24 protein-coding genes are annotated in these 26,017 nt (G+C 58.9%); 7 read left to right on the top strand and 17 right to left on the bottom strand.

The annotated features are described in order from the left end of the window. Positions 1-155: 155 nt before the first annotated feature. From KXG62_RS10070 to KXG62_RS10060, 3 genes are all read right to left on the bottom strand, one after another. Complete coding sequence (locus tag KXG62_RS10070) at positions 156-659, bottom strand: hypothetical protein (protein WP_246627374.1); 504 nt, start codon at positions 657-659, stop codon at positions 156-158. 131 nt (positions 660-790) lie between these two features. Continuing rightward, on the bottom strand, positions 791-2,251 hold the full coding sequence (locus KXG62_RS10065) for a DEAD/DEAH box helicase (RefSeq protein WP_218091810.1): 1,461 nt from the start codon (positions 2,249-2,251) through the stop codon (positions 791-793). Positions 2,252-2,275: 24 nt separating this feature from the next. Then, positions 2,276-3,196 carry an alpha/beta hydrolase family protein gene (locus tag KXG62_RS10060; RefSeq protein WP_218091838.1) on the bottom strand — a complete coding sequence of 307 codons (921 nt, stop codon included), beginning with the start codon at positions 3,194-3,196 and terminating at the stop codon, positions 2,276-2,278. A 92-nt stretch (positions 3,197-3,288) separates the two neighbouring features. Here KXG62_RS10060 and KXG62_RS10055 point away from each other — a divergent pair, with 92 nt between their 5' ends. Both KXG62_RS10055 and KXG62_RS10050 read left to right on the top strand, forming a co-directional pair. Further along, positions 3,289-3,573, top strand: coding sequence for a DUF2573 family protein (locus tag KXG62_RS10055; RefSeq protein ID WP_218091809.1), 285 nt, complete (start codon positions 3,289-3,291; stop codon positions 3,571-3,573). A gap of 149 nt (positions 3,574-3,722) precedes the next feature. Continuing rightward, positions 3,723-4,190 carry a MarR family winged helix-turn-helix transcriptional regulator gene (locus KXG62_RS10050; protein WP_218091808.1) on the top strand — a complete coding sequence of 156 codons (468 nt, stop codon included), beginning with the start codon at positions 3,723-3,725 and terminating at the stop codon, positions 4,188-4,190. A gap of 235 nt (positions 4,191-4,425) precedes the next feature. On the opposite strand, the gene KXG62_RS10045 is transcribed toward KXG62_RS10050, so the two are convergent. The 9 genes from KXG62_RS10045 to KXG62_RS10005 form a co-directional block, all read right to left on the bottom strand. After that, a complete protein-coding gene (locus KXG62_RS10045; protein WP_218091807.1) occupies positions 4,426-4,971 on the bottom strand; it encodes a hypothetical protein in 546 nt (181 codons plus the stop codon). Positions 4,972-5,169: 198 nt separating this feature from the next. Further along, positions 5,170-5,946 (bottom strand): SDR family NAD(P)-dependent oxidoreductase, encoded by a 777-nt coding sequence (locus KXG62_RS10040; RefSeq protein ID WP_218091806.1) that lies wholly within the window; start codon positions 5,944-5,946, stop codon positions 5,170-5,172. A gap of 153 nt (positions 5,947-6,099) precedes the next feature. After that, a complete protein-coding gene (locus tag KXG62_RS10035; protein WP_218091805.1) occupies positions 6,100-6,558 on the bottom strand; it encodes a chemotaxis protein CheX in 459 nt (152 codons plus the stop codon). A gap of 123 nt (positions 6,559-6,681) precedes the next feature. Beyond that, a complete protein-coding gene (locus tag KXG62_RS10030) occupies positions 6,682-7,497 on the bottom strand; it encodes an ABC transporter permease (RefSeq protein ID WP_218091804.1) in 816 nt (271 codons plus the stop codon). A gap of 68 nt (positions 7,498-7,565) precedes the next feature. After that, positions 7,566-8,363: an ABC transporter permease gene (locus tag KXG62_RS10025; protein WP_218091803.1), complete on the bottom strand. Its 798-nt coding sequence runs from the start codon at positions 8,361-8,363 to the stop codon at positions 7,566-7,568. After that, positions 8,360-9,352 (bottom strand): ABC transporter ATP-binding protein, encoded by a 993-nt coding sequence (locus tag KXG62_RS10020; protein WP_218091802.1) that lies wholly within the window; start codon positions 9,350-9,352, stop codon positions 8,360-8,362. Before KXG62_RS10020 ends, KXG62_RS10025 begins: the two co-directional genes overlap by 4 nt. Before the next feature lie 320 nt (positions 9,353-9,672). Beyond that, on the bottom strand, positions 9,673-10,914 hold the full coding sequence (locus KXG62_RS10015; RefSeq protein WP_218091801.1) for a serpin family protein: 1,242 nt from the start codon (positions 10,912-10,914) through the stop codon (positions 9,673-9,675). 113 nt (positions 10,915-11,027) lie between these two features. Beyond that, positions 11,028-11,519 carry a cysteine dioxygenase gene (locus KXG62_RS10010; protein ID WP_218091800.1) on the bottom strand — a complete coding sequence of 164 codons (492 nt, stop codon included), beginning with the start codon at positions 11,517-11,519 and terminating at the stop codon, positions 11,028-11,030. Positions 11,520-11,808: 289 nt separating this feature from the next. Next, on the bottom strand, positions 11,809-12,177 hold the full coding sequence (locus KXG62_RS10005; protein ID WP_218091799.1) for a hypothetical protein: 369 nt from the start codon (positions 12,175-12,177) through the stop codon (positions 11,809-11,811). Positions 12,178-12,429: 252 nt separating this feature from the next. On the opposite strand from KXG62_RS10005, the gene KXG62_RS10000 reads away from it, so the two are divergent. From KXG62_RS10000 to KXG62_RS09990, 3 genes are all read left to right on the top strand, one after another. Beyond that, positions 12,430-13,122 carry a response regulator transcription factor gene (locus KXG62_RS10000; RefSeq protein ID WP_218091798.1) on the top strand — a complete coding sequence of 231 codons (693 nt, stop codon included), beginning with the start codon at positions 12,430-12,432 and terminating at the stop codon, positions 13,120-13,122. After that, a complete protein-coding gene (locus KXG62_RS09995; RefSeq protein ID WP_218091797.1) occupies positions 13,115-14,890 on the top strand; it encodes a sensor histidine kinase in 1,776 nt (591 codons plus the stop codon). The genes KXG62_RS10000 and KXG62_RS09995 overlap by 8 nt, the downstream gene beginning before the upstream one ends. A gap of 247 nt (positions 14,891-15,137) precedes the next feature. Then, positions 15,138-15,944, top strand: coding sequence for an HAD-IIA family hydrolase (locus tag KXG62_RS09990; RefSeq protein ID WP_218091796.1), 807 nt, complete (start codon positions 15,138-15,140; stop codon positions 15,942-15,944). An 89-nt stretch (positions 15,945-16,033) separates the two neighbouring features. Here KXG62_RS09990 and KXG62_RS09985 read toward each other — a convergent pair whose 3' ends face one another. The 3 genes from KXG62_RS09985 to KXG62_RS09975 all read right to left on the bottom strand — a co-directional run bounded on the left by KXG62_RS09985 (position 16,034) and on the right by KXG62_RS09975 (position 22,226). Further along, the gene (locus KXG62_RS09985) at positions 16,034-20,479 is read right to left on the bottom strand and encodes a DEAD/DEAH box helicase (protein WP_218091795.1); all 4,446 of its coding nucleotides are present in this window, start codon (positions 20,477-20,479) and stop codon (positions 16,034-16,036) included. Positions 20,480-20,680: 201 nt separating this feature from the next. Next, positions 20,681-21,667 (bottom strand): hypothetical protein, encoded by a 987-nt coding sequence (locus KXG62_RS09980; RefSeq protein ID WP_218091794.1) that lies wholly within the window; start codon positions 21,665-21,667, stop codon positions 20,681-20,683. Next, positions 21,657-22,226 (bottom strand): sigma-70 family RNA polymerase sigma factor, encoded by a 570-nt coding sequence (locus KXG62_RS09975; protein WP_218091793.1) that lies wholly within the window; start codon positions 22,224-22,226, stop codon positions 21,657-21,659. Before KXG62_RS09975 ends, KXG62_RS09980 begins: the two co-directional genes overlap by 11 nt. A 398-nt stretch (positions 22,227-22,624) precedes the next feature. Here KXG62_RS09975 and KXG62_RS09970 point away from each other — a divergent pair, with 398 nt between their 5' ends. Beyond that, entirely contained in the window at positions 22,625-23,527 is a 903-nt protein-coding gene (locus KXG62_RS09970; protein ID WP_218091792.1) for a LysR family transcriptional regulator, read from the top strand. 7 nt (positions 23,528-23,534) lie between these two features. Further along, entirely contained in the window at positions 23,535-24,341 is an 807-nt protein-coding gene (locus KXG62_RS09965; protein ID WP_218091791.1) for a histidinol-phosphatase, read from the top strand. A 140-nt stretch (positions 24,342-24,481) separates the two neighbouring features. Here the strand turns inward: KXG62_RS09965 and KXG62_RS09960 are convergent, their stop codons facing one another. Together KXG62_RS09960 and KXG62_RS09955 are read right to left on the bottom strand one after the other, a co-directional pair. Then, entirely contained in the window at positions 24,482-25,117 is a 636-nt protein-coding gene (locus KXG62_RS09960; protein ID WP_218091790.1) for a GDSL-type esterase/lipase family protein, read from the bottom strand. A gap of 29 nt (positions 25,118-25,146) precedes the next feature. Next, entirely contained in the window at positions 25,147-25,656 is a 510-nt protein-coding gene (locus KXG62_RS09955; protein WP_218091789.1) for a hypothetical protein, read from the bottom strand. Between the last annotated feature and the right edge of the window lie 361 nt (positions 25,657-26,017).

The following is a 26,017-nucleotide window of genomic DNA, read 5'->3' as shown; positions in this document are numbered from 1 at the left end:
CACTCCCAAAAGGAGTCGGATGCGTCTTTCTTCTGTTCTTCATTCTGAGGCACACTGCGATTCCTTCATCGCCTACGATCTGCCGACATGGACCACTTCATGGCGAACCTTCCGGCGTTGCGCCGCAATTCGCCCAGCTCATCACGACGGCGCGGCTAGCGCAGCTTGAAGCTCAGCCTGACGCCGGCGTTCTCGAACGCAACGCTGCGAATCGCCGCAAGGCGAGGCAAGTAGTCGTTCAAATTCGCCTGCAGCGGCTCCAGATGAAACCAGGATGCCGGGATTTTGACCTGCTTCACGGAAGTTTCCTTATGCACGGCCACCAAGTAAGGCTCCATCCAAACGAGATCGAAGCGAAGCGTCGCCGCTGCCGCAATCCGGCGCTTGATCAGCACGTTCACGTCGGCGGTGAGCTGATCTCCCTGCAGATCGAAGCGCGCGCCTGTCACCGTCACGTTCGGACGCACCTCCGGACGGATGGCCAGCGCCTTCTTGAGCAGGCCGTTTACCTCCGGCTCCGTCAGCGTGATTTCCGGCTTCCCGTTCAACACCATGCCGGCCAGTTTGTCCCGAAGCGGCAGCTCCGTGTAGGCCAGATCGAGCCGCTGCTCCGGCTTGATGAAAGCGATGACGAGGAAGGAAGCCAACATTCCGATCATGAGCAAGCTTATGATTCCTTTGACTATGGAGCCCATCGTTGACCCATCACTCCTGCCTGCAAGCCTGTCCGCGCGCTCCTGCTTCCTTGCCGTTCGCTTCGTGAAGGTTTCCGATTCGCAGCGGCGACCGGTTAAGAGCGCGGCTTATCTGATTGGTTCTTCTTTTCTTTCAACCAGCGCGGCGCGCCTTTGTTTTTGCGGTCGCGCTCGCGGTCGGCTTTCCGCTTGTCCGGCGCGGGCGGTGTGGCCGCCGCTCTGGCCGGTTTGGCGGCGCTGCTGACGGACGCCTTCCGGTCCGCAGCTGCGGCCGCCGAAGGCTTCGGCGCCTGGGCAGGCTGCGGCCTCGCCTCCGCCCGCTGGGCGAAACGGCCGTCCCGTACGGGCGCGACCGCCGCGTCGGTATCCCGCGTCTTGACGCGCGCCGCCGGTTTTCTCGCTTCCTGGCGGATCGCCTGCTCCCGCGCGGGGTCGACGATGCGCCCGTGGAACATCTCCCGGCGTTCCGGCTCGATACCCAGCGTCTTGGCGAATTTATCGATGATGAACTGTTCTTTCGGCGTAATGATCGATACGGCTACGCCTTGTCGGCCCATCCGTCCGGTCCGTCCGACGCGATGCACGTAATGATCCGCGTCCACCGGCGGGTCCAGGTTGAACACATGCGTCACCTGCGGCAAGTCGAGTCCGCGCGCCGCCACGTCCGTAGCGAGAAGCAGTTGAAAGCGTCCCGCGCGGAACATTTGCATCGCCCTCGCCCGCTCCTGCTTGAACGAGTCGCCGTACAGCCCTTCCACCGACAGCCCGGCGTACTTGAGCTTGGCGATCGCCTCGCCGATGTCGTCGGTTTCGTTAATGAACACCATCGCCGCCTTCGGGTTGTACAGCCGCACGAGCTTGCGCAGTGTATCGACCTTGTCCCGTTCCTGACATACGAAGTACACATGCTCCAGCGTCTCCGACGTGCGCTGCGCCGGCTTGACCCGCACGTAATGCGGCTCGCGCATCCAGCGGTCGACGACCTGCTGAATCGGCGCGGGCAGCGTGGCGGAGAAGAACAGCAGCTGCTTCTCGCGCAGCATGCCTTTGAACAGCGCCTCCACATCCTGCATGGAGCCGAGCTCGAATACTTGGTCGACCTCATCGACGATGACCGTGCGAATGCCGTGCAGCTTCAGCTTGCGCAGCTTGACCAGCTCCTGCACACGGCCGGGCGTGCCCACCACAATCTGCGGCTTCAGCCTCAGCTTGTCGATTTGCCGCTCGATGGAGGCGCCTCCGATCAGCTGCTGCACGCGGATACCGGTGTCCTTGGTCAACTGCTCCAGCGTCTGCACGATCTGCATGCCCAGCTCACGCGTCGGCACGAGCACCAGCGCCTGTACTTCGCGCGAAGCTTCTTCTATCTTATGCAGCAGAGGAAGCGCATAGGCCAGCGTTTTGCCTGTGCCGGTCTGCGACTGGGCCACGACATCTTTGCCTTCCATTATCGGCGGAATCGCCTCGCGCTGAATCGGGGACGGCTCCGTAATGTCCTGTTCCTGCAGCCGTTTCAAATAAACGGGATCAATATGTAAAGACGCAAAGCCGCTCATAACATCATCCTTTCATTCCTTACATTATCGGCGTTTCCCTAGTATAACAGAATGATCCTGCGAATTCTCGGGCAATTTGGCGAGCGGGACTGCCGATAATTCCGCAGGAACACGGTCCAGCTTGTCCCGTATCCAGGCAAAAATGGCATCGAGCGCCCGCTCGTCCGCTTCCTTCGGAAAACGATGCGGCAGCTGGTCATACAGCTCCATCGTATAATCTTTGCCGGCCGCTTCGAGCGCTTGTCCCAGCTTGCGGGCTTGCTCCACACTCACTTGCGTATCTCCGGTGCCATGAACGATCATGACGGGCACGCGGATCGCATCGATCCAGTAGACCGGCGAGCGCCGCTCGTACGCCTCCGGCTGCTTGCGCGGATGCCCGACGACCCGCTTCAGCATGCGCCGCATATCGACGCGCTCCTCGTACGTGTCGAACAGATCGCTAACGCCGCCCCAGATGACGACCGGGCCGGCTTGCTCGCATTCCCTGGCAGCCAGCATCGCCATGATCGCCCCGCGGGAAAATCCGATCAGCGGCACCGGACCGGGCTGCACCTCGGGCAGCGATTGGACCATCGGAATCGCGTGGCATACGTCATACCGGTCGTCCCCGCCAAATTCATCCCGGCCTTCCCCGCCTTCGTTGCCTCTGTAAAAAGGCGCGAACACGACAAAACCGCGCCGCGCCATAGCCAGCAGCCGGCGCTTGCGCACCATGCCGACTTTGCGTATGCCGCCGCGGCAGTAGATGACCGCCGGGGCGGGCAGCGGCACGTCTTGCGGGACAGCCAGATAGCCCTTGACTTTGAAAGATTCGCTTGTATATGTAACAAGGTATAATAAAATGCCTTTGGCCTGGCAGCGGAGCGGCACTTTCTCAAGCAAGGCCCCTGCCTCGGGGACGCCGCCGCATCCGCCGGCTGCCGTTTGTTGTTCGTCAGGCATCGTGATGTCCATCGCTCACACTCCATTTTTTGACACTTGCGCTCACTAGGGGTACACTAAAACTTATTATACCTGAAAGGTGGATTTTTTAAGTGAATTCCCGGTTTTCCGTTGAATTTGATGCATTGGTCGAGAAATTTTCCGAGCTGCTGACTGGGGAATCCACCCCGGATATGGTCGACAAAATGAAAGTATGGGCGATTTACAGCCACATTCATAAAACGATGCCGGCGCTGGCCAGCCACTGGAGTCAGTCGCATCCGGAAAGCAGAGCGGAAATCCGCAAACTGTTCGAGGAAGTGCGCGATTTGAACCAGAAGCTGAAAGCGAAACAGCAGAACCCCGGGCCGCAAAGCGAGGACAACGGCGAAGCCTGAGACGGACGGCAACTAACTCGAAGCAACGGTTACTGCGTCAAAGCGGACAGCCGGAAACGGTGCGTTGATATCCTTCCTTTGCCGATATATAATAGTTCATACATGAACTGTTCCAAACAGAACTATTACATATGTCGGGAGGCATTTCGATGGATTATCAAGATCCGATGGTGAAGCAATCGGCTGCCGTGCTGCAATCGTTGTGGGCGATCGGCAAGATCACAACCCGCCTGTCGCAGCAGAACGCCGCCGGGCTTGGATTAACGCTGCAGCAGATGGCCGTACTGAATACGCTCTTCTCCACGCCCGGCATCACCTTGAAAGAAGTGACGGAGAAGCTCGATTCGGCCAAAAGCACGATAAGCGTCAGCGTTGACGGACTTGTCCGAATGGGTCTGGTCGAACGAAATGCCTCAGGCGGCGACCGCCGGGAGGTCCAGTTAGAGCTCACTCCGGAAGGAATCGAGATTTCCAGAAAATCCACACAAAATGCATACGCTTACCGTGCAATGGCGGACGCCTTGACCTCCATGCCCAAGGAAGACATCGATGCGCTGCTGCGTATTCATCGAGAGCTGCAGACGCGTTTGGAACAATTTCGAATCGACGCCGAATAGATGCGCGTCCACATGTACCGAATACGGAAAGACTTGGCGAGACTTACGTGCTTCGCCAAGTCTTTTTAGTTCGTCTGAACACTTCTGCTGGCAAGCTCGACCGGAGCTGACGTGCCGCCATCAAGCGGACTGCCTGGACCGCTCGCTCTTTGGCATGCCCGCGCTGCGGCTTTTCCAGCGTACGCAAAATCCCAAGCGCCAGTGCCGGATTGCACAGTCCTGTACAGCCAACCCGCTAGGGCCGGCTTTGCGGAGCCGCGCTCAAACCTCGGGCGATCGCCGGCCATTTGCCAATCCAGAGCGCCATCGCCTGCATCAGCCTGCTCCAGAGCAGACTTCCCTGCGGCTTGGACGGCTTCAGCGGCAGCGGCAGCCGCTCGTATAAGATGCCGATCGCCGCCTCCAGCAGCGCTGCGCCGACATCGGCCGTCTCCTCTCTGCGAATTTCGCGCAGCCGCGGCAAATAATGCAGGCGAATCGTATCCGCGAGCCCCAGCGGCGCAAAATCTCCCGATGCCAGGATGCGCAGCAGCTCGCTCTCGATTTCCCGGTCCTTCTCCGCCGTGAACACATGCGGGAGATCGTACAATTCGAGTGCCAGCGCGGCGACGTACAATTCCTGCAGCAGCGTGTCCTCCAGCTCCCGGGTCAGCACGGCATCCGCCGTAAAGGCGGCAAATACAGGCTGCAATACGCCCCATTGCTTGTCGATCGAAGTCATGGTCAGCTGTAACATGGCCGCCGCAGCCGCTTCGGGCTGCAGCTTATCGTTTGGTTGCATCTGGCGTCTCTCTTCCTTTCCGGTAATATTGCACGGATATTGTTGCCCGGAATCCCTGTTTACCCGTATCCCCGTTTCCGCGCATTTCGTCGGTTGTATGGCTCAGCCTTGCCCTAACGCAGCCCGGCTCAAAGGCTGAGGCTGAGCGCGGATGCGCATGGTTTCGCTGCGCTCCATGCTCAAGCTCGGCAGCGACCTTCACTTTTTGTTCAGCAGCTTATATGCGATCCCGTCGAACAGACGGGGGAACAGCTGGTACAGCTTCACGCCCGACGCCGCCATGAACGGCGTATTAACTTCGGGGATGCGGCGTTCGATCGCCGTAAGCACCTGGGCGGCGACGCGCTCCGGCTTGAGCATGAACCATTTTACGTTTTTCACGTAATGGCCCGTCGGGTCCGCCGTATCGAAAAACGGCGTATCGATCGGTCCGGGATTGACCGCCGACAAATGTACCCCCGTGCCGACCAGCTCCTGCCGCAGGCAGTTCGTCATGCCGAGCACCGCATGCTTGGTCGCCGAATAACCGCTCGACTTGGCGGAGCCGATCTTGCCGGCCATCGAGGCGATGTTGACGATATGCCCGCTCCCGCGCTCCAGCATGTGCGGCAGCACCGCTTTCGTGCAGCGGACCGTGCCCATATAATTCACGTCCATCATCTGCTCGAACGCTTCCAGCGGCGTCGAAACGAACGGCTCGAATATGCCGTAGCCGGCATTGTTGATCAGGATGTCGATCCGCCCGTGTCTGGCGATCACCTGCTCCATCGTTTGCGCTACTTGTTCCGCCGAAGTAACGTCGAGCACATGCACATCATGCGCTCCTTTTATCGCTGCGGCCACTTCCGCCAGCTTGCGCTCCGATCTGGCCATCAGAACCGGCACCGCGCCGCGAGCCGCAAGCATTTGCGCCATAAGCGCGCCGATCCCGCTGGACGCGCCGGTGATGACGGCAATCTTCCCTTCAAAAGACATGGATTCGCCCCCTGTACCCCTATTCGCCTCATAGCCGAAATGCGTCATGCAGCCGTGGCCGCATCCGTTCAATGCAAAAAAGCGACGGCCCCGGACGTAGAAGTCCGGAACCCTTCGCTTTCAAGATTACACGTAATCGATTCCCCATTTCAACTATGCAATTAGAACCTGGATATCAAGCTCTCCGATGCCGTCCATGATGAGTGGAATCGTGAGTGCTTTCTTTACCGCGAATCCGTCGAATATTTCCGAGTGCATCAGCTTCGGCGGCGTAATGTCCACATGAACGCCCTGGTTGTACAGCATCGTGCTGGCGTTGCCGCTGATCATGTTGCCGAGCTCGGATATCGCGCTCTTGCTCATATCGTCCATCTGGGTGATCGTATAGCCGCCCATCATGGCAGAAACCATGCGCAGCGCCACTTCCTCGTGCAGCCCGAAGACGATATCCCCTTGCATTTGTCCGGTCATTCCGATCATGATCCACAAGTATTTCTCCACAAACTTCACGTCTTTAATGCCCAACTTGCCGGTGCTCGGTCTGACATTGGCGACTTGCTCAATAACGACTCTAGCAGACTCGAGAAACGGATTGATTAACTCTGCCTTCATAGGGTGGTCTCCTTTTTCGACATACGCGTTCCTTCTTAGGACTTGTTGGTTCCCTCATTATACCTAAAAATTCCAAGCAAGTATAGAACCTTTGTCATATTTAAAGGAAAAAAATTAGCATACTTATACCCGAAGCACGGTCCTATTGCCCGAGCTATAGCGCCGCAGACCCCTATGAAAGAACCATACACCCCCTGCCGTAAGCAGCATCGCCATGCCAAGCGCCGCCAGCACAAACGGCATTTCCGTTTCGCGGAGCAGCCCGATCGGCAAATAGCTGACGAAGCCGGCCGGCAGCACCGTGAACAAGATGAGCTTTCCCCACCCTTTAAAGATGCCCGTCGGATACGTCGCGAAAGTCAAAACCGCATTGAACAGCTGCTGGCCGATCCCTTCCGCATTGCCGATGTAGAACGCGAGCGACTGCGCTGCTACGGCGAAGAAGAGAAAGATCAGCATGGCAATCAGCAGCGCCAGCCCGAACTTGAGCAGACCGGCCGCTGTCCAATGGCCGAACATCGCGTACAGCACCAGCGCAAACAGCACATCGCCGATCGCGGACACCGACATCCGGCTAACGAGCAAATGCAGCAGCACCGGCTTCGGCTGCGATAAATAGACGTCCAGCTGCCCGCCGGCCACGAGGGAAGCCAGACGGTAGGCGTTGCCGAACAATACGGCCGACAGCCCGAAGCCGCCCGCGCTGACGGCCCACATCATCATGACATCTTGCAGCGTCCAGCCGTTCACGACGTTGAAGCGTTGAAAATAAATCCCCCAGAACAAGATCCACACCGTATTGTTGACCATCATCATACCGGCCGTCATCAAGAAGCTGAGCCGAAACTCCATCGCTCCTGCGACATTCAGCTTCCAGCACGTCCAGACGAACTGAAGCAGCCGGACACTCTTGCGCGCGGCATGCGCCCATGCGACCATCGGTTCCATCCCCCTTAACAAGTCATCTCTCATTGACCGTCCGTCCTTTTGACATCTTCCTCAGCGGACTAGCCGCCGTTGACATTCAGCTTGCGGACGCCGCGCCGATATATCCAGACGACGGCCAGCGCAAGCGCCCCCGCCCAAGCCCACTGCACCGCCAGCATCGAAACGAGGCTCACGTCCTCCCACCGGACGGCCGTCTTCGCCGAAAAATACAGCACCGCCTGAAACGGCAGCCATTTGCATACGTGCTGCAGCGCTTCGGGAAACAGCTCCAGCGGCATCAGCATGCCGCCGACGGTAAAAAGCAGCTTGTTGTATACGAACTCGAGCCCCCGCGTCTCCTCCACCCAGAAAGCGCAAAGCGCGAGCGACATGCCGAGCAAAAAGTTGACCGTAATCGAACCGAGGCTCATGATGACAAATCCGGCCCAGCCCGTGCCGAAGGAAGGAAACCCGAACACCGCGATGCCGAGCGTACAGCCGACCGCTATATTGACTGCCAATCGCACATACACTTCGCTCACGTAGGACACATAATGGTAGCCGATATAACTGAACGGCTTCGTCAGCTTGTAGCCGACGTCGCCGTTTTTGACTTCTTCTTCGATCCGCAGCGCGAGGCTGGGGAACGCCATCGTAAGCGACTCCGCGAACAAGATATACCAGATGATCTGCTCGAAGCTGTAACCTGCGATCAGCGGCTTGCCTTCCCCTTGGAACGTAGCCTGCCACAACTGAATGAAGATGTACATAATGACGACAAGAAAGATGGAACGAACAAGGAAGTCGTACACGTAGGCAAAATGATTGCGCAGGCTGATGCGGCCGACCGCCGTATACTTAAGCGCCTTCGTTCTCATGAAGCACCGCCTTCTTCCCTTGCGTAAATATGCGTAATGATCCGCTCCATCGGCGGGTCCTCAATCGTAATGTCGGAGACGCGGTAATGCTGCACGAGATGCGCGAGCACCTCTTCCATCGAAGCGCGGCGCGTCTCCACGGACAGATGAAGCTCGCGGTCCGTCTGACGAAGCACCCGCGTGCCCTCGAAGACAAACGGCATGCCCGGCTCAAGCAGCTGCAGCCGGATCGATTTGTCCGTGAGCAGGTCGCGTTTCATCGCCTCGACGGTGTCGTCAAAGATCGCCTGCCCGTAATTGATCACGACGGCCCGGCGGCACAACTGCTCGATATCGCCCGCATCATGCGACGTCAGGAACACGGTCGTCCCCTCCTGGCGGTTCATGTCCAGGATGAGCTCGCGAATCTTCTGCTTCACCACCACGTCGAGCCCGATCGTCGGCTCGTCGAGAAACAGGATCTGCGGGCGGTGCAGCATCGCCGCCGCCACCTCGCAGCGCATCCGCTCGCCGAGCGACAGCTTGCGCACCGGCGTGTGGAGGTACGGCTCCAGCTCGAAGCGCCGGACCAACTCATCCCGCCGGGAGCGGTAGTCGCCTCGCTTCAGCTCGTAGATGCGGCTCATCAGCTCGAAGGAATCGATCGGCGGCAGGTGGTACCACAGCTGCGATTTTTGGCCGAAGACGGAGCCGATCCGGTACGCGAGGCGTCCCCGATCCTTCCATGGACATAGCCCGAGCACCTCGGCGCTGCCCTCCGTCGGATGCAGGATGCCGGTCAGCATCTTGATCGTCGTCGACTTGCCCGCCCCGTTCGGTCCGAGAAAGGCAAGCGTCTCTCCCCGCTCCACCTCCAGATCGATCCCCTGCACCGCCGCTTTCTCCGCATATTGCGGCCGGAACAAGGAACGCATGCTGCCAAGCATTCCTTCTGCCTTCCGCTTCACCGCAAACCGCTTGGTCAAACCGTGCACACCTATCGCTTTCATGTTCCCCTGTCTCCTTTCCTCTGCTAAAGCAGAAAAGACCTCGCTCCGTTCGCACCGTTATAAACGGCGGAACTTGCACGAGGTCTTCTATCCCCTGCTGCCGGCCGTCCCGAATATTCGAGATGCGGCGGCAACGTCGCTGTAGCGCTTCTATTGAACTGCGCCCGGCTTCGCTCGGTTCGCCCGGTTACCCGTCGGATCCCTAGAAGCCCTTCCACTAATGTTTTGAATATATTACCATGTGATGTCAGGTATGACAAGATTATTTTTCCATTTTTTTCATAAGTTCCAGCGCGCCCCCTTCTGCGCCTTTGCCCGATTCAGGAGACCGGATCGCGGACGGTGCCAAGAAACAGCAAGCTGCCTGTTTCCCGGTCCTGAATTGCCATGACGAAGGGCCGGTTCACCGTCATCTTGAATACATTTTTCGGCGGTGCCGATCCAGCCATGCCGACGGACGTGACGGCGGCCGCTTCCGTCCCTCTCTCATTGACGTCCACGTATGTCTTATGTATCACTTCGTTGATCGCAAGGCGGGGCGGTACGGGCGCCATCCCGGAGAAATCCGCCTTCTGCGGATCGAACGCTTCGCCCATGCCCAGCGCTTGCAGCGTTTCGTTCAAACGCCCTCCGTATTCCAGCTTGAACCGGGGGAGCTCCAGCACGCCCTGCTGCGTCGGAAACGGCCGGTTCCACAGCTCCGCGTCGGTCCACAGCTTCGATTGAAGGCCGTCCAGACCTGTCCCCTCTTCCGGCAAAAAGAGCAGCATCGCCATGTTTCGTTCGTCCCCGTACGGCAGCCGAACCGCTTGAAATCCGGCCTCCTGCATATATTCGAAGCTGCCGGACTGCACCATCATCGGTACTTGCCGGGAAGCGCCGGGCGACGTGAAGAAGCTCCCCGGAGCCGTAGCCGATTCGTTGAAAGGCCGCGTCCATTGCCCTTTAAACCAGATGGCGTTCACCAGCATCAGCATGGTCTGCCCGTCGGGACGATCGTCTACGATGCGCTCGATCTTGCCGTTCGTATGCTTCTTAACCCAGCTGTTGATCGTGCCGGCCGCACGCGAACTCGCGAAGTCGATCGGAATCACTTCCGCGCCGTAATACTCGCGGTTTTTTTGCAGAAATCCTTCCAGCAGCGGCTTCCCTTTTCGCGTCCAGATGGAATTCGCGATCGTAAGCTGCACCCCGGCCCCCTGGTGCTCCAGCAAGTCTCTCCACACTTTGCCTGCCCGGTTAATATCGTCGATCGGCAGTCCCTGCAGCTCGAGCGCCTTGGCCATCGCTTCCCGCGTCGAATCGGCGGCCCCGTTGTATGCCATCGTCAGCGCCATCGATACGCTCGCCGGCGACACAAACACGTTGGCGTCCGGCTTGGCCGCAACCGTTGCCTGGTGCAGCCGCAAGCCGAAAGCGTTGCTCGCCTGAACGATGCGGGAGTCCAGCTCCGACGCCTTATAGCTCCGCTCGGCCAGCGTGGACCGGGCGGCCGGCTCGCTGCAGCCGGAGCATAGGGCAAGGACAGCCGCCATAACGGGCAAAACCCACTTTTTCAGCATAACGCACAGAGTTCCTTCCTTTTTTTAGAAATGGACGCAGGAACAGGGAAAGAAGTTGCGCCGCTCGCAAAATTTTATGGACTGCCCCAACATCGTTCCAACGGAACCATGCGTCAAATGACAAAATCAAGCACCTGCTCGTAGGGATAGTAATTTTTCCCCCCGCTCAGTGCCGGCGCGTACAAATGGAACGATACCGCCCGGCCGTAACCGACGTTGCGCAGCTGATGAATTTGACCTTTGGGCGAGGAATAAAAGCTCCCCGGCTCGATTATCGTCTCCCCCGCGTACACCGGATAACCGTAAGCATCCAGCCGGTATATCCGGTTGGCGATTGTGCCTTCCAGCACCTTGGCGCAGCCGATCGAATAGCCGTGGTCGTGGATGTACGTTTCACGCCCCTGCGGCAAATGAATGAGCACGGCTTCCGTTTCGGGGGTACGGTACAGCGACGTGCGGCCGTAAGGCAAACTGCCCGGATTCGCAATCGCGCCGGCCACCTTCTCCACCGACAGGTTGAGCGTTTCAATCGCCGACTTGAGCTGCTGGACGGACGGCCAGGCCGCTTCCTGCAGCGCTTTTTCCATCGTTTCTTTCCAATCCATTTCAATTTCCTCCCTGCCGCAAGCTCGCCCATGAGACGAGTGCATAGCATCAATTTTATTGAACGTTCCCATAAGGAACGCTTATATATCATTCGTGATTCAGGACTACAATCTATTTCTTGTGTATTCCGAGGGCTGCGGATCGGTGTCTGTACGAACGGCATTCGTCATAAAAATCGCACCTTCAGCCGTGCCGGGGCGATCGCCGAGGTTCTCGCCGGAGCATAGACCGAAGGTGCGCTTTCGTATGGCTTCGTAGAGGCGGTTCACGCTCTGCGTCCGGTACGGATCAGATCGTTCTGAAGCCTGGCGGCAATACGCCGGTGCGTTGGATCGTCCGGATCTGAGCCAGCGTCAGGCGGGAGCTCGAAATGATCAATGATTCCGGATCGCTCCCTGCAATAATATCGTCCAGATCGGCAATATTGACGCTTCCCCGGAAAATGCGGAATCTGCCTTGAAACCGCGGACGCGAGAACAGCACAAGCGTCGCATTCGCGCTCGGCGAGAAAAAGCGCAAGCTTTCAATGTCGTCGTACCGTCTTTCCAGGTTCCGCAGACCTACATTGCCGCGCCAGATGAACCGGCGCCCTCTGTAATTCTCTTCCCGAAACAGGGTGAGCCGCGGAAATACTTGAGAGATCGTCGCTTTCAGCATCGCGAATCACCTCCTTTCATGCCATCATTGTATGAAGATGCGCGCGAGTTGCTTGTATATTAATCTATGAAGTGCGTTTTTTAGGAAGGATGCCGTGGAAAAGGGCGTATTAAGAATGTTTTAAGATTTGCGCTATTCATCCGTTAAGATATTGGGGCTATACTAAGCAAAGCAGTTCCGTTGTCAGACGGTTTCCGGAATGATATCGTGCCTGAGTTACGGATTCAAATCGCAAGAATGGAGGGAGCGCCAATGGCCGAGCAAACGGTGCTTTTGGTCGATGACGAGAAAGAGATTATCGATCTTCTGGAAATCTACTTGAAAAACGAAGGCTATCGCCTGCTGCGGGCCGGCAATGGTCTGGAAGCGCTCAGCATGCTGCAAAAAGAACATGTCGACCTGATCGTGCTGGATATTATGATGCCAAAAATGGACGGAATCGAGGCGTGCATGAAAATACGAGAACAAAAAAATATGCCTATCATTATGCTGTCCGCCAAAAGCCAGGATATGGACAAAATTCTCGGGCTCAGCTCGGGCGCGGACGATTACGTGAGCAAGCCGTTCAACCCGCTGGAGCTGATCGCGCGCATCAAGTCGCAGCTGCGGCGGTATACGAGACTGAACGTACCCCAGCCGAACAAGGAAAACGAAATTGAAATCGACGAACTGACGATCAACACGGCCACACACGAAGTCAAGGTCGACGGCCGCGACGTGAAGCTGACGCCGAGGGAGTTCGCCATACTGGAGCTGCTGGCCCGCAACCGCGGCATGGTATGGAGCATCGAGAAAATATACGAGACGGTGTGGAAAGAGGCGTACTTCGACGCGGACAACACCGTGATGGTTCACATCCGCAAAATTCGCGAAAAAATCGAAGAACATCCGCGCAAACCGAAGTTTATTAAAACCGTCTGGGGAGTGGGATATAAAGTTGAGTAAAAAGGTGAAAGTACCCAAAGTGCCTAAAGTGCGCAAGCCGGTGCTGGAACGGTTTCCGTTCACATGGTTTCCATTCAATCTGCTGCGCAGCCTTCTGCTGTTCATCCAGGATTTGTTTCATATGGCCCGCGCGCAAGTGGAACGCAGCATTCGCCTGCAGTTGATGATCACATTTGCGTTATGTCTGTTCGCGTCTATGCTGTTCTACGGGATCACCTCCCCGCTCTTCGGCCAAATCAATAAATCGACGGTGATCGACTACACGAACGGCATGAACCGTATCGACAACGAGGCCCGCAATCTGGTTGAAATACTCGAGCCGCGGAACCGGCACTTTGAGGAAGAGGATGGGGTGCCGGAAGCGCGGGCCGTGGAAGCAGGGCAGACCTCGTATGCCGGATCGTCGCAGAGCAGCGCCGGGACGCCGGCGCAAGGCAGCAGCGCAGCCCAGCAGACCACTCCCGGAGCCGTCGCTCCGAATGCGCCGCCAGCTCCGGGAGTGCCGAATGCGCCGCAAACGGGCAGCACAAACCCGCAGGCCGAGCAGCGCAAGCGTCAGCAGGAGGAAGATCGCAAGCGGGAATTTCTGAACCTGGTCAAGCGGTTGACGACGAACGAGAAGTACAAAATCGTCATTACCGATCTGGAAGGCCGGGTCATATTCCGCAGCGATAATGCGCCGGAAACGTACGTCGACGTGCATAACGTCATCCGCAACGCTATGGAAGCGCGCGACCAAAGCTCGCGGACGGAATTCTCCAGCTTTTATCCCGTTACTTACAACAATCAGAAATCATACTTAATCGTTTCGGGCATTCCGCAGCCGGATATCAGCTATACGAAAGAAGATAGCCCTCTATCGTATTTGGGCGCGCTGGCCGTCTTTATTTTCCTGTTCTACTACTTGACCCAAAAGAAAATGCGCTATGTCGAAGAGCTTGCCTCCGGATTGCGCATCATTGCTACGGGCAATCTCGATTACCGGGTTGCGGAACGGTCGCGGGACGAGCTCGGCTCGCTGGCCAAAAACATGAATATGATGGTCGAAGATTTGCAGCAAAAAATCGAGGAGGAACGCCGGGCGGAACGGGTCAAGAACGAGCTGATCACCAACGTGTCGCATGATTTGCGGACCCCGCTCACCTTGATTATGGGCTATTTGCGGCTGCTGCACGACAAAAACTACGAATCGCCGGAGCAGGCCGCCTCCTATGTAAGCATCGCCTACAATAAATCGGAGAAGCTCAAAGCGCTCATTGAAGATTTGTTCGAATACACGAAGCTGTCCAATCACGATGTGCCGCTATACAAGCGCGGCGTCATCATCAACGAAGTGCTGGAGCAGCTGCTGGAAGAATACGTAACGATCAGCGAGGAGCAGCAGCTCACGATGATCCGCAGCATTCCCCAGGAACGGTATACCGTGCACATCGATGTGGATAAAATGATTCGCGTCTTCGAAAATTTGCTCAGCAACGCCGTCAAATACAGTCCGAAGCCGGGCATCGTTTCGGTCGGGATGGCGAGAGACCGCGGGCATGTCATCATTCGGATCAGCAACAAAGCCGACGCCTTGTCGCGCGAGGAGCTGGAGCAGCTGTTCGACCGGTTTTACCGTGTGGACACCGCGCGCACCTCGGATTCCGGAGGCTCCGGCCTCGGCCTGGCGATCGCCAGAAGCATCGTGGAGTCGCACGAAGGCTCCATCTGGGCGGAATCGGAGAACGGCGAAATCCATCTATACGTGAAGCTCAAGCTGGTATCTTAGGATACCGGCTTTTTTCATATTTCTGCAGCAGGAAGTAAGTTCTCGCGTTAAAGCGCCACGGCCGGGCCTTCGCAGTCGTTACCGATGCCGGTGCGGCGATTCCGTGCTTGGCATTCCGCTGCTTGGCAGCTCGCGAACATTTGGTGTACAGTAAAGAAAAGCTTCTGACCGAAGCATTCGATGAAGATACATTCGTGACGCAGATGAAACATCGCTGCAGCGCACACGCATAAGGGAGGACGTAAGTATGCCAGGTTTTTTGCTTGATTTGGACGGGACGCTGTATTCCGGGGACCGCCCGATTCCGTACGCCGCGGACTTTATCGGCTGGCTTCGCCGGAACGGGCATCCGTTCTTGTTTCTTACCAACAACTCCTCGCGAACGCCGGAGCAGGTGGCGGCACACCTGAAACAGACGGGCATTCCTGCATCTCCGGGCGAAGTATTCACCTCCTCGCAGGCGGCGGCGCTGTACATGACGGACGAGGGGTTGTCCGGCCAGACGGTGTTCTGCATCGGAGAAGGCGGACTGCGGCAGGCGCTGCAGGAAGCCGGCTTCACGCTGCTCGCCGACGACGCGCCGCCGGAGGCTCAGGCCGCCGCCGTCGTGCAGGGCATCGACCGCGCGTTCAGCTACGGCAAGCTGATGACGGCCGTGCGCTTCATCCGGCGCGGCGCGCGCTTCGTGCTGACGAACCCGGACCATCTGCTGCCGTGGAACGGCGAGCTGACGCCCGGCGCCGGTTCGATCGCCTCCTCGATCGAGCGCGCATCCGAGACGGCCCCGGTCGTCATCGGCAAACCGTCGCCGATCATCATGCGTTACGCCGTCGCCAAGCTCGGCTTGCCTCCGGAGGACATATGGGCCGTAGGCGACAACTTGAACACCGACATCCGCGGCGGCGTGGATGCGGGATGCCGGTCCGCGCTCGTGCTCACCGGCCTCGCCGACGAGCATAATTACAAGGCGCAGATCGCCGCGACCGGCGTCACGCCGGAGCTCGTATGCCGCCATTTGATGGAACTGGCCGACCACATCGGCAGCCGTTCGTGACGGGTTAATGGGCAAGCCCTCTTGCTTGTCCGCTATAGGTGTATTGACAAACACGCCCTTTCGCGCTGCGAGGGGCGTGTTTGTCCTTCTTATGTGACGGCGCTCGGCCACAGCACGAGCTTCGTCCGATCCGCTTCCGCGCCGAGCCGCAGCAGCAGCTCCGCCGCGGCCGAATCCCGCACCGGCGTTCCGTTCCACGTCTCGATGACGAGCTTTCTTACGCCTGGCTGGCGAAGATAAGCCCGCGCCACCATGCGCAGCGTCACCAGCCATTCCTCGGCAGACAGCCCTTCTTCATGACCCGCTGCCATCTCCTGCATCGTATACATTCGCTTGCCGCTTCCCTCGATCCACAGCAGCCACCGTCCGTCCTGGAGCACCAGATCGTTGCCCGCTTTCCGCGCGAACGACATGCCGCCCTCCGGCAAGGACGGCCATTTGGCAGACAAGCCGAACGGATTGGCCGGATCGGTAGACGGCAGCAGCCTCACGGCGGACGTGCCGCCTTCCCAGCCTTGCCCGCGCAGGCGCCGGACGAGTTCCGGCGTGGAGAACTGCATCGTCGGCACCTCCCGCACCCATAAGCCGCGCGTCAGCATCCCCCACTGCTCCAGCCGCTTGAGCGTATTGTACGCATCGTCCCATGACCACGGCAGGTGCACTGCCGCGATATCCTTGGTCACAAATCCGAAAGCGCCGAGCAGATGATGGATCCAGGCGGCCAGCGAAGCGTCCGCGTCGTACGCTTCGTCCGCAAGCGAGGACACGGCGTACCAGCGGCCTAACCCGGATTGGAAACCGCCTGCCGCCGAAGCCCGCCCCCTGCCCGGCCGGCCGGCGGCTGCGCCCTTCCCGGCGCCTTTGCCGGAGGCTGCAGCGGTCCCATTAAGCCGCAGCGGGGCGAACTGATCGTTCGAGACGAGCCCTTCCCACGCAAGGCCGATCAGTTCCGCCGTCAGCTCCGAGGGCAGCTGATCCGTCTCGCGGCTGAGCGCGGACAGGAAGCTTGCGCCCTTGCGCTCCAACAGCTCGAGCAGCCGTGCCGCTTGCTGCTCGCGGAGCTGCGCCGCCTTCCGGACAAACGGTGCGTACAGCTCCTTCGATTCCGTCAGGAAAAAGGCGACGCGCCCTTCCTTCTCCTCCGGCTCCTTCCTGCCGAACCAGAGGACCTCCCCTCCGGCGCACAGCAGGTCGAGCGTCTCCTTGCGGTAATCCGGCAGACGCAGCGGGAAGACCGAGCCCTCCCACTGGGACAGCGGGAGGAAGAGCCCCTGCAGCCTGCCGATCACTTGACGAAGTCCTTCCTCGCCGGCGAGCCGTTCTTCGCTCTCCACATGCTGCAGCTTCAGCAGCGTGCGGCCGTAGCGAACCGGATCGACCGGCTCCATCTCGCTCCGCAGCGCTTCCACCCGGCTGCGTATGCGCCGGGCGGCGGCCTGCCGGCTAATCCACGCCGGCTCGTCCGCATCCTTCGGGGACGGCTCGATCCGTCCCTCATCTTCCCATGCCTTCAGCAGCGAGTCGACCTTCGCCTGCTCCAGCCCGAACCTGCCGGCCAGCTGCGCGGCCGTAAAATCGATCCCCCGTTCGATATACCGGGTAAGGACGAATCGCTCCGCCAGCGGATCGCCGGGAAACGCGGCATACGTCTCCGCTTCATCGCTGACGATCCATCGCTCTTCGCCGGCCAATGAGACGCTGCGAATTCGGCCTTCCCGCGCAAGCTGGCGCAGCCATAGCTCCGAATCCGCGCCGTTGCCGGACGCTTGGGCCGCTTCCCCGGCCGTCATATCCCCTTGCCGCTTTAATAGCTGCAGCAGCTCGTCGGCCGATGCCGGCATGCCCGCTTCGGCTGACGTTCCGGCCTGCTCCCCTTGCTCCTCTTGCTCATTCTTGTCCTTTTGGTCCTCGCCCAGCAGCTCCCGGATCGCCTGCTCTCCGAACAGCCGGCCGGCCAGCGACCGGTCCACCCCGAGCAAATGCGCCTGCAAATCCCGGCTGACGGCATCGGACTCGTACATCTGCACGTTGACGAAATCGGCGGTGAAGAGGGCGGCCAGCGGCGACGGGAATCCGCTCTGCCGCACAACGACCTCAAGCTCCCCCGCTTCGAGCCGCTCGAGCGTCTCCTTGACGCGGCCCATTTCCAGCTCTTCCTGCAAGCACAGCCGCATCGCTTCGCCGATGAACGGAAACTGCTCGGCATACGGCAGCGATTCGCGGAGCAGCTCCTCGCTGCGCAGCCGCTTCTTCCACCCCGGTATGCGCGTGAAGCTTCGGGAGAGCAGCAGCGACGTCTCCGCCAGCCGCCGGAACGCCGCCCCGAACAGCGGTGAAGCGGGCACCGCCTGGCGCAGCAGCGCTTCGAGCCGCTCCGCCGTCACCTCGCGCAGCAATGGCAGCAGTCGGGCCGCCCCCTCCGCGCCGCCTTCCCCCAGCATGAATTCGATGCCGTTGTCCTTGGCCGTCGCATACAGGCGGAACGGCAAGCGACTCTCGATGTGGAGCTGGATCGCCAGCTGCCACGTCCGGTTGAACGTTCGGCCGAACAAGCTGTGGATGACGAGATGCTGCCGCTTCATGTCGTCTTGAAACTGCTCGATCACGATACGGCGGTGCGTCGGCACGGCCGATACCGCTTTCTGGGCATGAATGAGGCTCACAAGCTCGTCCGCCGCATGCGCGTCCATACAATACTCCGACATCAGCCATTCCTGCGTCGCGTACTTGGCATCCGACGCCGTTCTCGCCTCCAGCTCCGCCATGAAACGCCCGACCTGCAGGGAGAAGCCTACGGTGCGTCCTTGACCTTCCCCGCGCCAAAACGGGATTTCGCTGAACGTATTGCCCGCCTCCACAACGTATACCCGGTCGCCGCGAATCGACTGAATTTTCCACGAGCTTGTGCCGAGCTGGAATACGTCGCCCACGCGGCTCTCGTGGATATACTCCTCGTCGAGCTCCCCCAGATGAATGCGGCTCTCCGCGTGGTGAACCGGGTAGGCGCTGCCTTGCGGAATCGTCCCCGCGCCCATGATCGCCGCCATCGCGGTGCTGCTTCGCCGCTGCAGCCGTCCGGTATCGCGGTCCCATTCGACAAGCGGCCGCACGAACGGGAAATAGCCGGACAGCACCCGCAGCACCGCCTCGAACCGCTCGCGCGAAAAGCCGTTGTAGCCGTAGCTGCGCTCCAGCACGGCGTGCAGCCGCCAGACGTCCCATTCTTCCGCAGCAACCATGGCAACCGTCTGCTGGCAGAGCACGTCGAGCGCATAGCGCGGAATCGCAATCTCCTCGATATGCCGTCCGGCAATATCACGCGCCAGCACGGCGCATTCCGCGAGCTGACCGCGGCTGCGCGCGATGACGACGCCGCGGCTCTCGCCGCCGACGGCATGCCCCGCCCGGCCGATGCGCTGGATGCCCGCGGCGGCGCTCTTCGGGGAATCGATCTGCAGCACCAGATTGATGTAACCGACGTCGATGCCGAGCTCCAGCGACGACGTCGCCACGAGGCAGCGCAGCTCCCCGTTCTTGAGCGCCCGCTCCACTTCAAGCCGCTGCTCGCGCGACACACTGCCGTGATGCGAGCGGGCGAACTCGTATCCGACGTGCTCGTTGAGCCGCAACGTCAGGCGCTCGCAGAGCCTGCGGTTGTTGACGAATATGAGCGCCGAACGGCTCTCTTCCAGCAGCTTGAAAATGCGCTCCGTCAACGGTCCCCATACCGCTTCCTGCTTGTCCCTTGTAATCAGCGTCTGCTCGGGCATCGTCACGTAGAGCCGGATGCGCTTCTCCATCCGGCTCTCGATAATGTCGACATGCCGCGGCCGGCTCGCACCCGGCTCTCCCTCGGCATCATCGAAGCCGCCAAGAAAGGCGGCTACCCGCTCGATCGGCTTCTGCGTCGCCGATACGCCGATCCGCAGCGGAGTGCGCCCGCACAGCTCCGTCAACCGCTCCAGCGTGACGGACAGATGCAGACCCCGCCGGTCCGCCGCCAAATCGTGGATCTCATCGACGATGGCGAATTGCACCGTGCGCAGCATGTCCCGGCCTTTCATCGACGTCAGCATAATATACAGCGACTCCGGCGTCGTCACGAGCACGTCCGGCGGCTGCCTGACCATCGCCGCTCGCGCGCTTTGGGTCGTGTCTCCCGTGCGGACGCCGGACGACAGTCCCGGCCACGCGGCGCCTTCCGCCTCCGCTTTCTCGGCCAGCTGACGAATAAATTCGACCGCATGGTGGTGAATATCGTTATTAAGCGCCTTGAGCGGCGTGATGTACAGCAGCTTAACTCCGCGCTGCGGCTCCGCCGCCGCCAGCTTCGCTTCCGCGATCGCATTCAGGCAGGGCAGCAGCGCCGCCAGCGTCTTCCCCGAGCCGGTCGGGGCAGCGATCAGCGCATGCTTGCCCGAGCCGATCGCCTGCCATGCCCGGACCTGGACGTCCGTCGGCCGGCCGAACGCCGCCTTGAACCATGACGCGACCAGCGGATGAAACGCTTCGAGCGCCTGTTCCGGTTCGGTCATCCTCATCTCTCCATTTCACCAAATGTATGTTCGTGAATATTATTGCCACCATCATACCATTTTGCTGGAAACGGTTCAAAGCGCATTGCGTGCGGGCGACAAAGAAACGCCCCCCATCGCCTGATGATTCAGCCGGGAGGGCGCCCATGTTTTGCAGCTTATTTGATTCGGTTCAAGTCATTCGGCGCACGTCCCGCCGCCTTAGTTGAGACTTTCCGCGGCCCGGACCAGCCGCTCCTTCGTCATCAGGGGAGAATCGCTCCCCAAGCCGATCGTCCGCGTTCCGCCGTCGGATGCTTCCGTCCAGCTGACCGTCTGATACCGGCCGCTTCCGCTGAACACAAACTGATCGTTGTTCCAATAATGCGCTTTATTCCCCTTCACGCTTAGCTGCTCATGGAGCGCAGAGTCGGGTGCCGTTACCTGCACCGTCGCGCCGCCCTCCACAGACTCGACCGTGAGGTACATCTTCTCCTGCTGCGCATTCACGTACGTGGTTGTGTACGTAACGATCGGGGGCTGCGCCGAGGCAGACAGCTTCTTCCATACGGACTTGCTCCCCGTCTGCTTGCTTTCCTGCTTCAGCGAATCCAGCAGCTTCATGCCTTCATCCGGCACGGCGCCCCCGAATGGCGCGCCTGCCGCTCCTTCGAGAAACCGGAAATCGCCCGCCAGCGTCTCCGGAATGCCTGACGTCAGCTTCAGCCGTTTCAACTGATCGGCCCAAACCGCCCGGTCGGCGATCGTCTCCGGCTTGTTCACGACGATGAGCGGGACAGCGCGGTACAACGGATTCGCCTCCTGCTCCAGGCCGGCAAAATAGACGACGGCGGACTCTCCATCAGCCAGCTGCCGCTTCACGTCGGCGGTTGCACGCTGCACTTCTTCCGTTGAAACATGCTTCAAAGCAAAGCTGTCGCCGGTCGTCCGGTATTCGACCCGCAGCGGGCCGTGTTCTTCGACAAACAGCAGCTTGCCGCCTGCGTAAGCGAAGCCGCTCAGAAGCACGAGAAGGACCGCAAACACCGCCGCTTGGGGGACGCCGATCCGCCCCGGCCTCCAGCCCCTCTTCCCTCCTGAAGCCTGCTTCCGGTATTGTTGCAAAATTCGGTCGTGAAGCTCGGCGGAGGGCCGCAGAGCTTGCGCTTGCCGTTCCAATTGCTGCTTTAACCGTTGTTCAATGGACATAGGACGATTCCTCCCGATTCGAGTGATCCGGTTTCATCTGGCTGCGCAGCTTGTTCAAGGCCAAGCGATGCCTGGATTTGACGGTGCCCAGCGGCACGTTGAGCAGTTGCGCGATCGTCTCCAGTGAATAGTCGTGATAATACCGCAGCACAATGATTTCCTTGAGCTTGTGGGACAACGTTTCTACCAGGGACAACAGCTCGAGCCGCTCACCCAGCCGTTCCTCCATCGCTTGGCGTGGCGAATCGGACGGCAGCGTCCGTACACGCTCGATCAGTCGGAACCTGCGCCACAGCTTGCGTTTCCAGCTGCGCACCTGGCGAATGAGCAGGCCGTGAAACCAAGGCTGGAACGGCTGCTCCAGACGGTACGACGGCAGGCTGCGATGCAGCTCCATATACGCCTCGCTCATAATGTCGTCCACGTCCGCCGGAACCGGGTGGAGGAAATAAATCGTGCGGTACGCCTGCTCGCTGGTCGCTGCATACACAACGTGAAACGCTTCTTCATCGCCTTCGCTCATCCGGATAAGCCAAGGTTTTAGATCGATACTTTTCATTCGGCCGGCCTCCATTTACACGTCTTACACCTTCTATTGGCCCGATCCGGTGCAAAAAGTTCACTCCTTCAAGCATCGCTTGTCTCACCATTCGGCAAGAGCGGACAGCATACCTTTGTTTGCCCTCTCTTCCCAATTGTCATATAATGAAAAAATACGAAAAAATGAATATCGGTGCGCAAATGGAAGGACTGCCGTCATGTTCATACGCTATGCATGCGCGCTGCGGAGCTATGCAGCCCGGGGCTTGACCGGCCGTCTGGCCGCGCCGTAACTGGCGTCTGTCATGCGCGCGTCTGAACGACTTTGGCAACTCGTTACCGTATTCGTTTGCTGCTTAGCGTGAACCGGCGGCCGGCGCAAGGGCACCATGTTTTTGGGGAGAGGGGGGAACGTATGTGAATTTGAACCAACTGGAAACGTTGATCACGATCTCGAAAACGATGAGTTTCCGCAAAGCCGGCGAGCTCCTGAATCTTACGCAGCCTGCCGTTTCGGCTCAAATCAAAAGCCTTGAGGATGAATTCAAAACCGTTCTGATCGACCGTAACCAGCCGGTCACGCTCACCGACAGCGGGCGGATTTTCCTTGAGCATGCGGAGTCGATTCTGCAAACGGTTGAAGATTTGAAACAGCGGCTCGCGGACCTGAACCAAACGCCGCAAGGGCATATCCATCTGGGAACGACGACTTCCATCGCGATTCAAATTTTGCCGCGAGTGCTGTCCTACTTCCAAAATCAGTTCCCTCTGATCAAAACGACGATTCATTCCATGACGACCTCGCAAATTATGCATAACGTGGAAAACGGGTCGATCGACATCGGCATCACGTATTTGTTCGACAAGCACCCCGCACTTGAAAGCTCCGTCCTGTACTACGATACGTTCGAGCTTGTCGTTTCGTCCGACCATCCGCTTTCCAGGTACGCTCATATTCCGATTGAAAAACTGCATGATTTGCCGCTGATTATGCTGTCTCCGGAAACCGCCGGTAGGCGGTTTGTGGATCAAATCTTACGACAGCTGTTCATTACGCCTCAAGTCGTTATGGAGCTTTCCAGCAGTGAAGAGGTAAAGCGAATGGTCGAGCTTAATCTCGGCGCCGCCATTATCTCCAAGCTGTCGATTCAAAACGAGCTTCGGCTCGGATCGCTCAAGATGATCAAAGTCAATGAGCTGGCCATCAGCCATCCGGTCGGCGTGGTTTACAAATCCGGGCGCTACCTGAGCTCGGCGCTTCATCAGTTTTTGCTGGATTTGAAAGGCATGCAGGAAATCCAATTCATAGGTTCGGAGTGAGAGAACAATGAAATTCGATCTACATACCCATCACGAACGATGCGGTCACGCCGTCGGGACGATCCGCGATTATATTGAAGCCGGCATCAAGCACGGGCTCGGCGTTATCGGCATCTCCGATCATTCGCCTTATTTCGCAAGCGAGCTGGACCGCGAGCAGCCGGGGATCTCGATGGCCAAGAGCGAGTTTGCCCGTTACATTGAAGAGGTGCTGAAGCTGAAGGAAGAATACAGCGGACGCATCGAGGTACTGCTCGGCGTGGAATCGGACTTTTTCCCCGAGCATGCGCAATTGTACCGCCAAATGTACGAGCCGTATCCGTTCGACTATATTATCGGGTCCGTGCATTTATCGGGCGGGGCGAGCATCTTCAACAAGAAACGCTGGAATGGACTGACCGAGAAGCAGAAGGTCGAGCAAAAAGAAATTTACTACGATTTGATCGAGCAGTCGGCCCGCAGCGGCATGTTCCAGATTCTGGGCCATATCGATGCGATGCGCGGCTTCTACCCTGCCTTCACGGATATTCAGACCGACGCCGTCGACCGGACGCTCCAGACGATCGCAGCGCACGGCATTGCTATCGAGATCAACACTTCCGGCAAAACGAAAGACTGCGGCGGCTGGTACCCGATCGACGCCGTTCTTGAGCGCGCGCATCATTACGGCGTGAAGGTGACGTTCGGCTCGGACGCCCACAAGCCGGAACGCGTCGGCGACGACTGGGAAGAAGTCGCTCAGCGGCTGAAAGAAATCGGCTTCAAGGAATGGGTATATTACAAGCAAAAACAGCCTTATACGGTGCCGCTGTAAGCGTTGCACCAACCGTCTCGGATAGGGACAAGTAGAAAGAAAAGCTGAACCTCCGGTTCAAATGCACATTTACCAAATATATACAAAAAAATCCGGTAGGCTGCAGCCTGCACCGGATTTTTTTGTGCATCATGCGTGAATTACAACAATGGCCGGTACCCGAGCCGGTTCATCTGCTCCGCGATGGTGCGGTAGCCCTGCTTGTTCGGATGAAGGCCGTCGGCGGACAACATCTCTGGCTCCCGGCCGAGGAATTGCCCGTAGACCAAAGCCATCTTGAAATTGCCGCATTGCAGACTATCGATATGCCGGTTGAAGCGCTGTACCCACAGCGCCGCCTCCGGCACTTTCGGATACGGATTGTACAAATCGGCTGCGCGAATAATATAGCGGTTCCCGTGGCTTGCTTTCAGCGTACGAATCGTATTCACGATCTCCGCGTAATGCTCCCGGCATTCGCGCAGCGCTTCCGGGAAGACATGCGGATCCGGCTTGCGGGCGAATTGTTTGGCCGCACGGATCAAATCGTTACCGCCGGCCGTAAGCGTAATGATGTCGGCGCGAACCAGCATGAATCGCAATCTCGGGCTGGACTTGACCAACCGGAGAATGTCTCCGGTCGTCGCGCCGGCCTTCCCGAAATTGATACTCTCCACATAAGCGTTCGCTGCTTTCGACGCGAGTGCGCGATATTGCGGCACGAGCCCTGATCCCGGCCAAGCGCCTACGCCCACGGTCAGCGAGTCCCCCACCGCCACATAGATGAGCACGGCCATCCCCTCCTTATTCCTGACCTTATCCGGCTCTACCGCTTCCTGGACTTTCTCCGCGCCGGACGGCGGCTGGAGCCGGGTTTCACACTGGCCGTCTTGGCTTGGGCTCCCCCCAATAAGCCGCCCAACCCGCCAAAGCCGCCGAAGCCCCCCATCAGTTTAAAGATCGGTCCCATTTGCTGGAAGAGCGTATACATCCTTTGGACTTTGCTCATGGTCGATATGATGCCGTCGAGGCCGCCTACCTTCTTGAAGAGGAACGATAAATCGCCTCCCCCCGTTTGCGGAGCGCCAGCCGCAGCGGTGCCTCCTTCCCCGCCTAACGCACCCAATACGCCTTGAACCTCCACTTCGTTCAAATCATACCGCGGCATGGCGATTCTCGGCTTGCGCGGTGCCGCCGCGTTCCGTTTGCTTTTGCCCGAAGCGGTCGCTAAATCCCGGCCTATGCCGGTCGCCCGATCATACACCCGGCTCCTTCCCCGGCTTGCGGCATCGACGGGAATGAATACAACGGGTTTCAACTGCCTTCTTTTGCTCATCGTAATCCCTGCCTTTGAAGAACTTGTCGTTACGACAGCCTTGTTCTACTTGTCTAATTCATCGTATGCCGCGCGGTAAAAAAAGGCTTGGGTCGTTGGACCGCGTGCACGAAAATAGGTAAGCGGCTTCGCGGAGACAGGCAGTTGTTTTATAACGATTTTTTCCGTTGACGCCTGTTCGGGGGCAGTGATACAGTGGACGATGTAGTTATTTTCCAGAAAAGGACGGTTACGTTATGTCAAATGCTGCGCATCGGATATTGCTCCATCAACTGCATAGCCTCGTTAGCGTAACCCGCCGTTTCCGAAGACCCTCGTAATATGAATGGGATCGAAATCAGGTGCGCACCGGTTACGCTGC

The organism is Paenibacillus solanacearum (genome assembly GCF_910593845.1).
GTDB lineage: Bacteria > Bacillota > Bacilli > Paenibacillales > NBRC-103111 > Paenibacillus_G > Paenibacillus_G solanacearum.
Note: the sequence above shows the minus strand (reverse complement) of the source record. Positions and strands in the feature narration are given on the sequence as shown.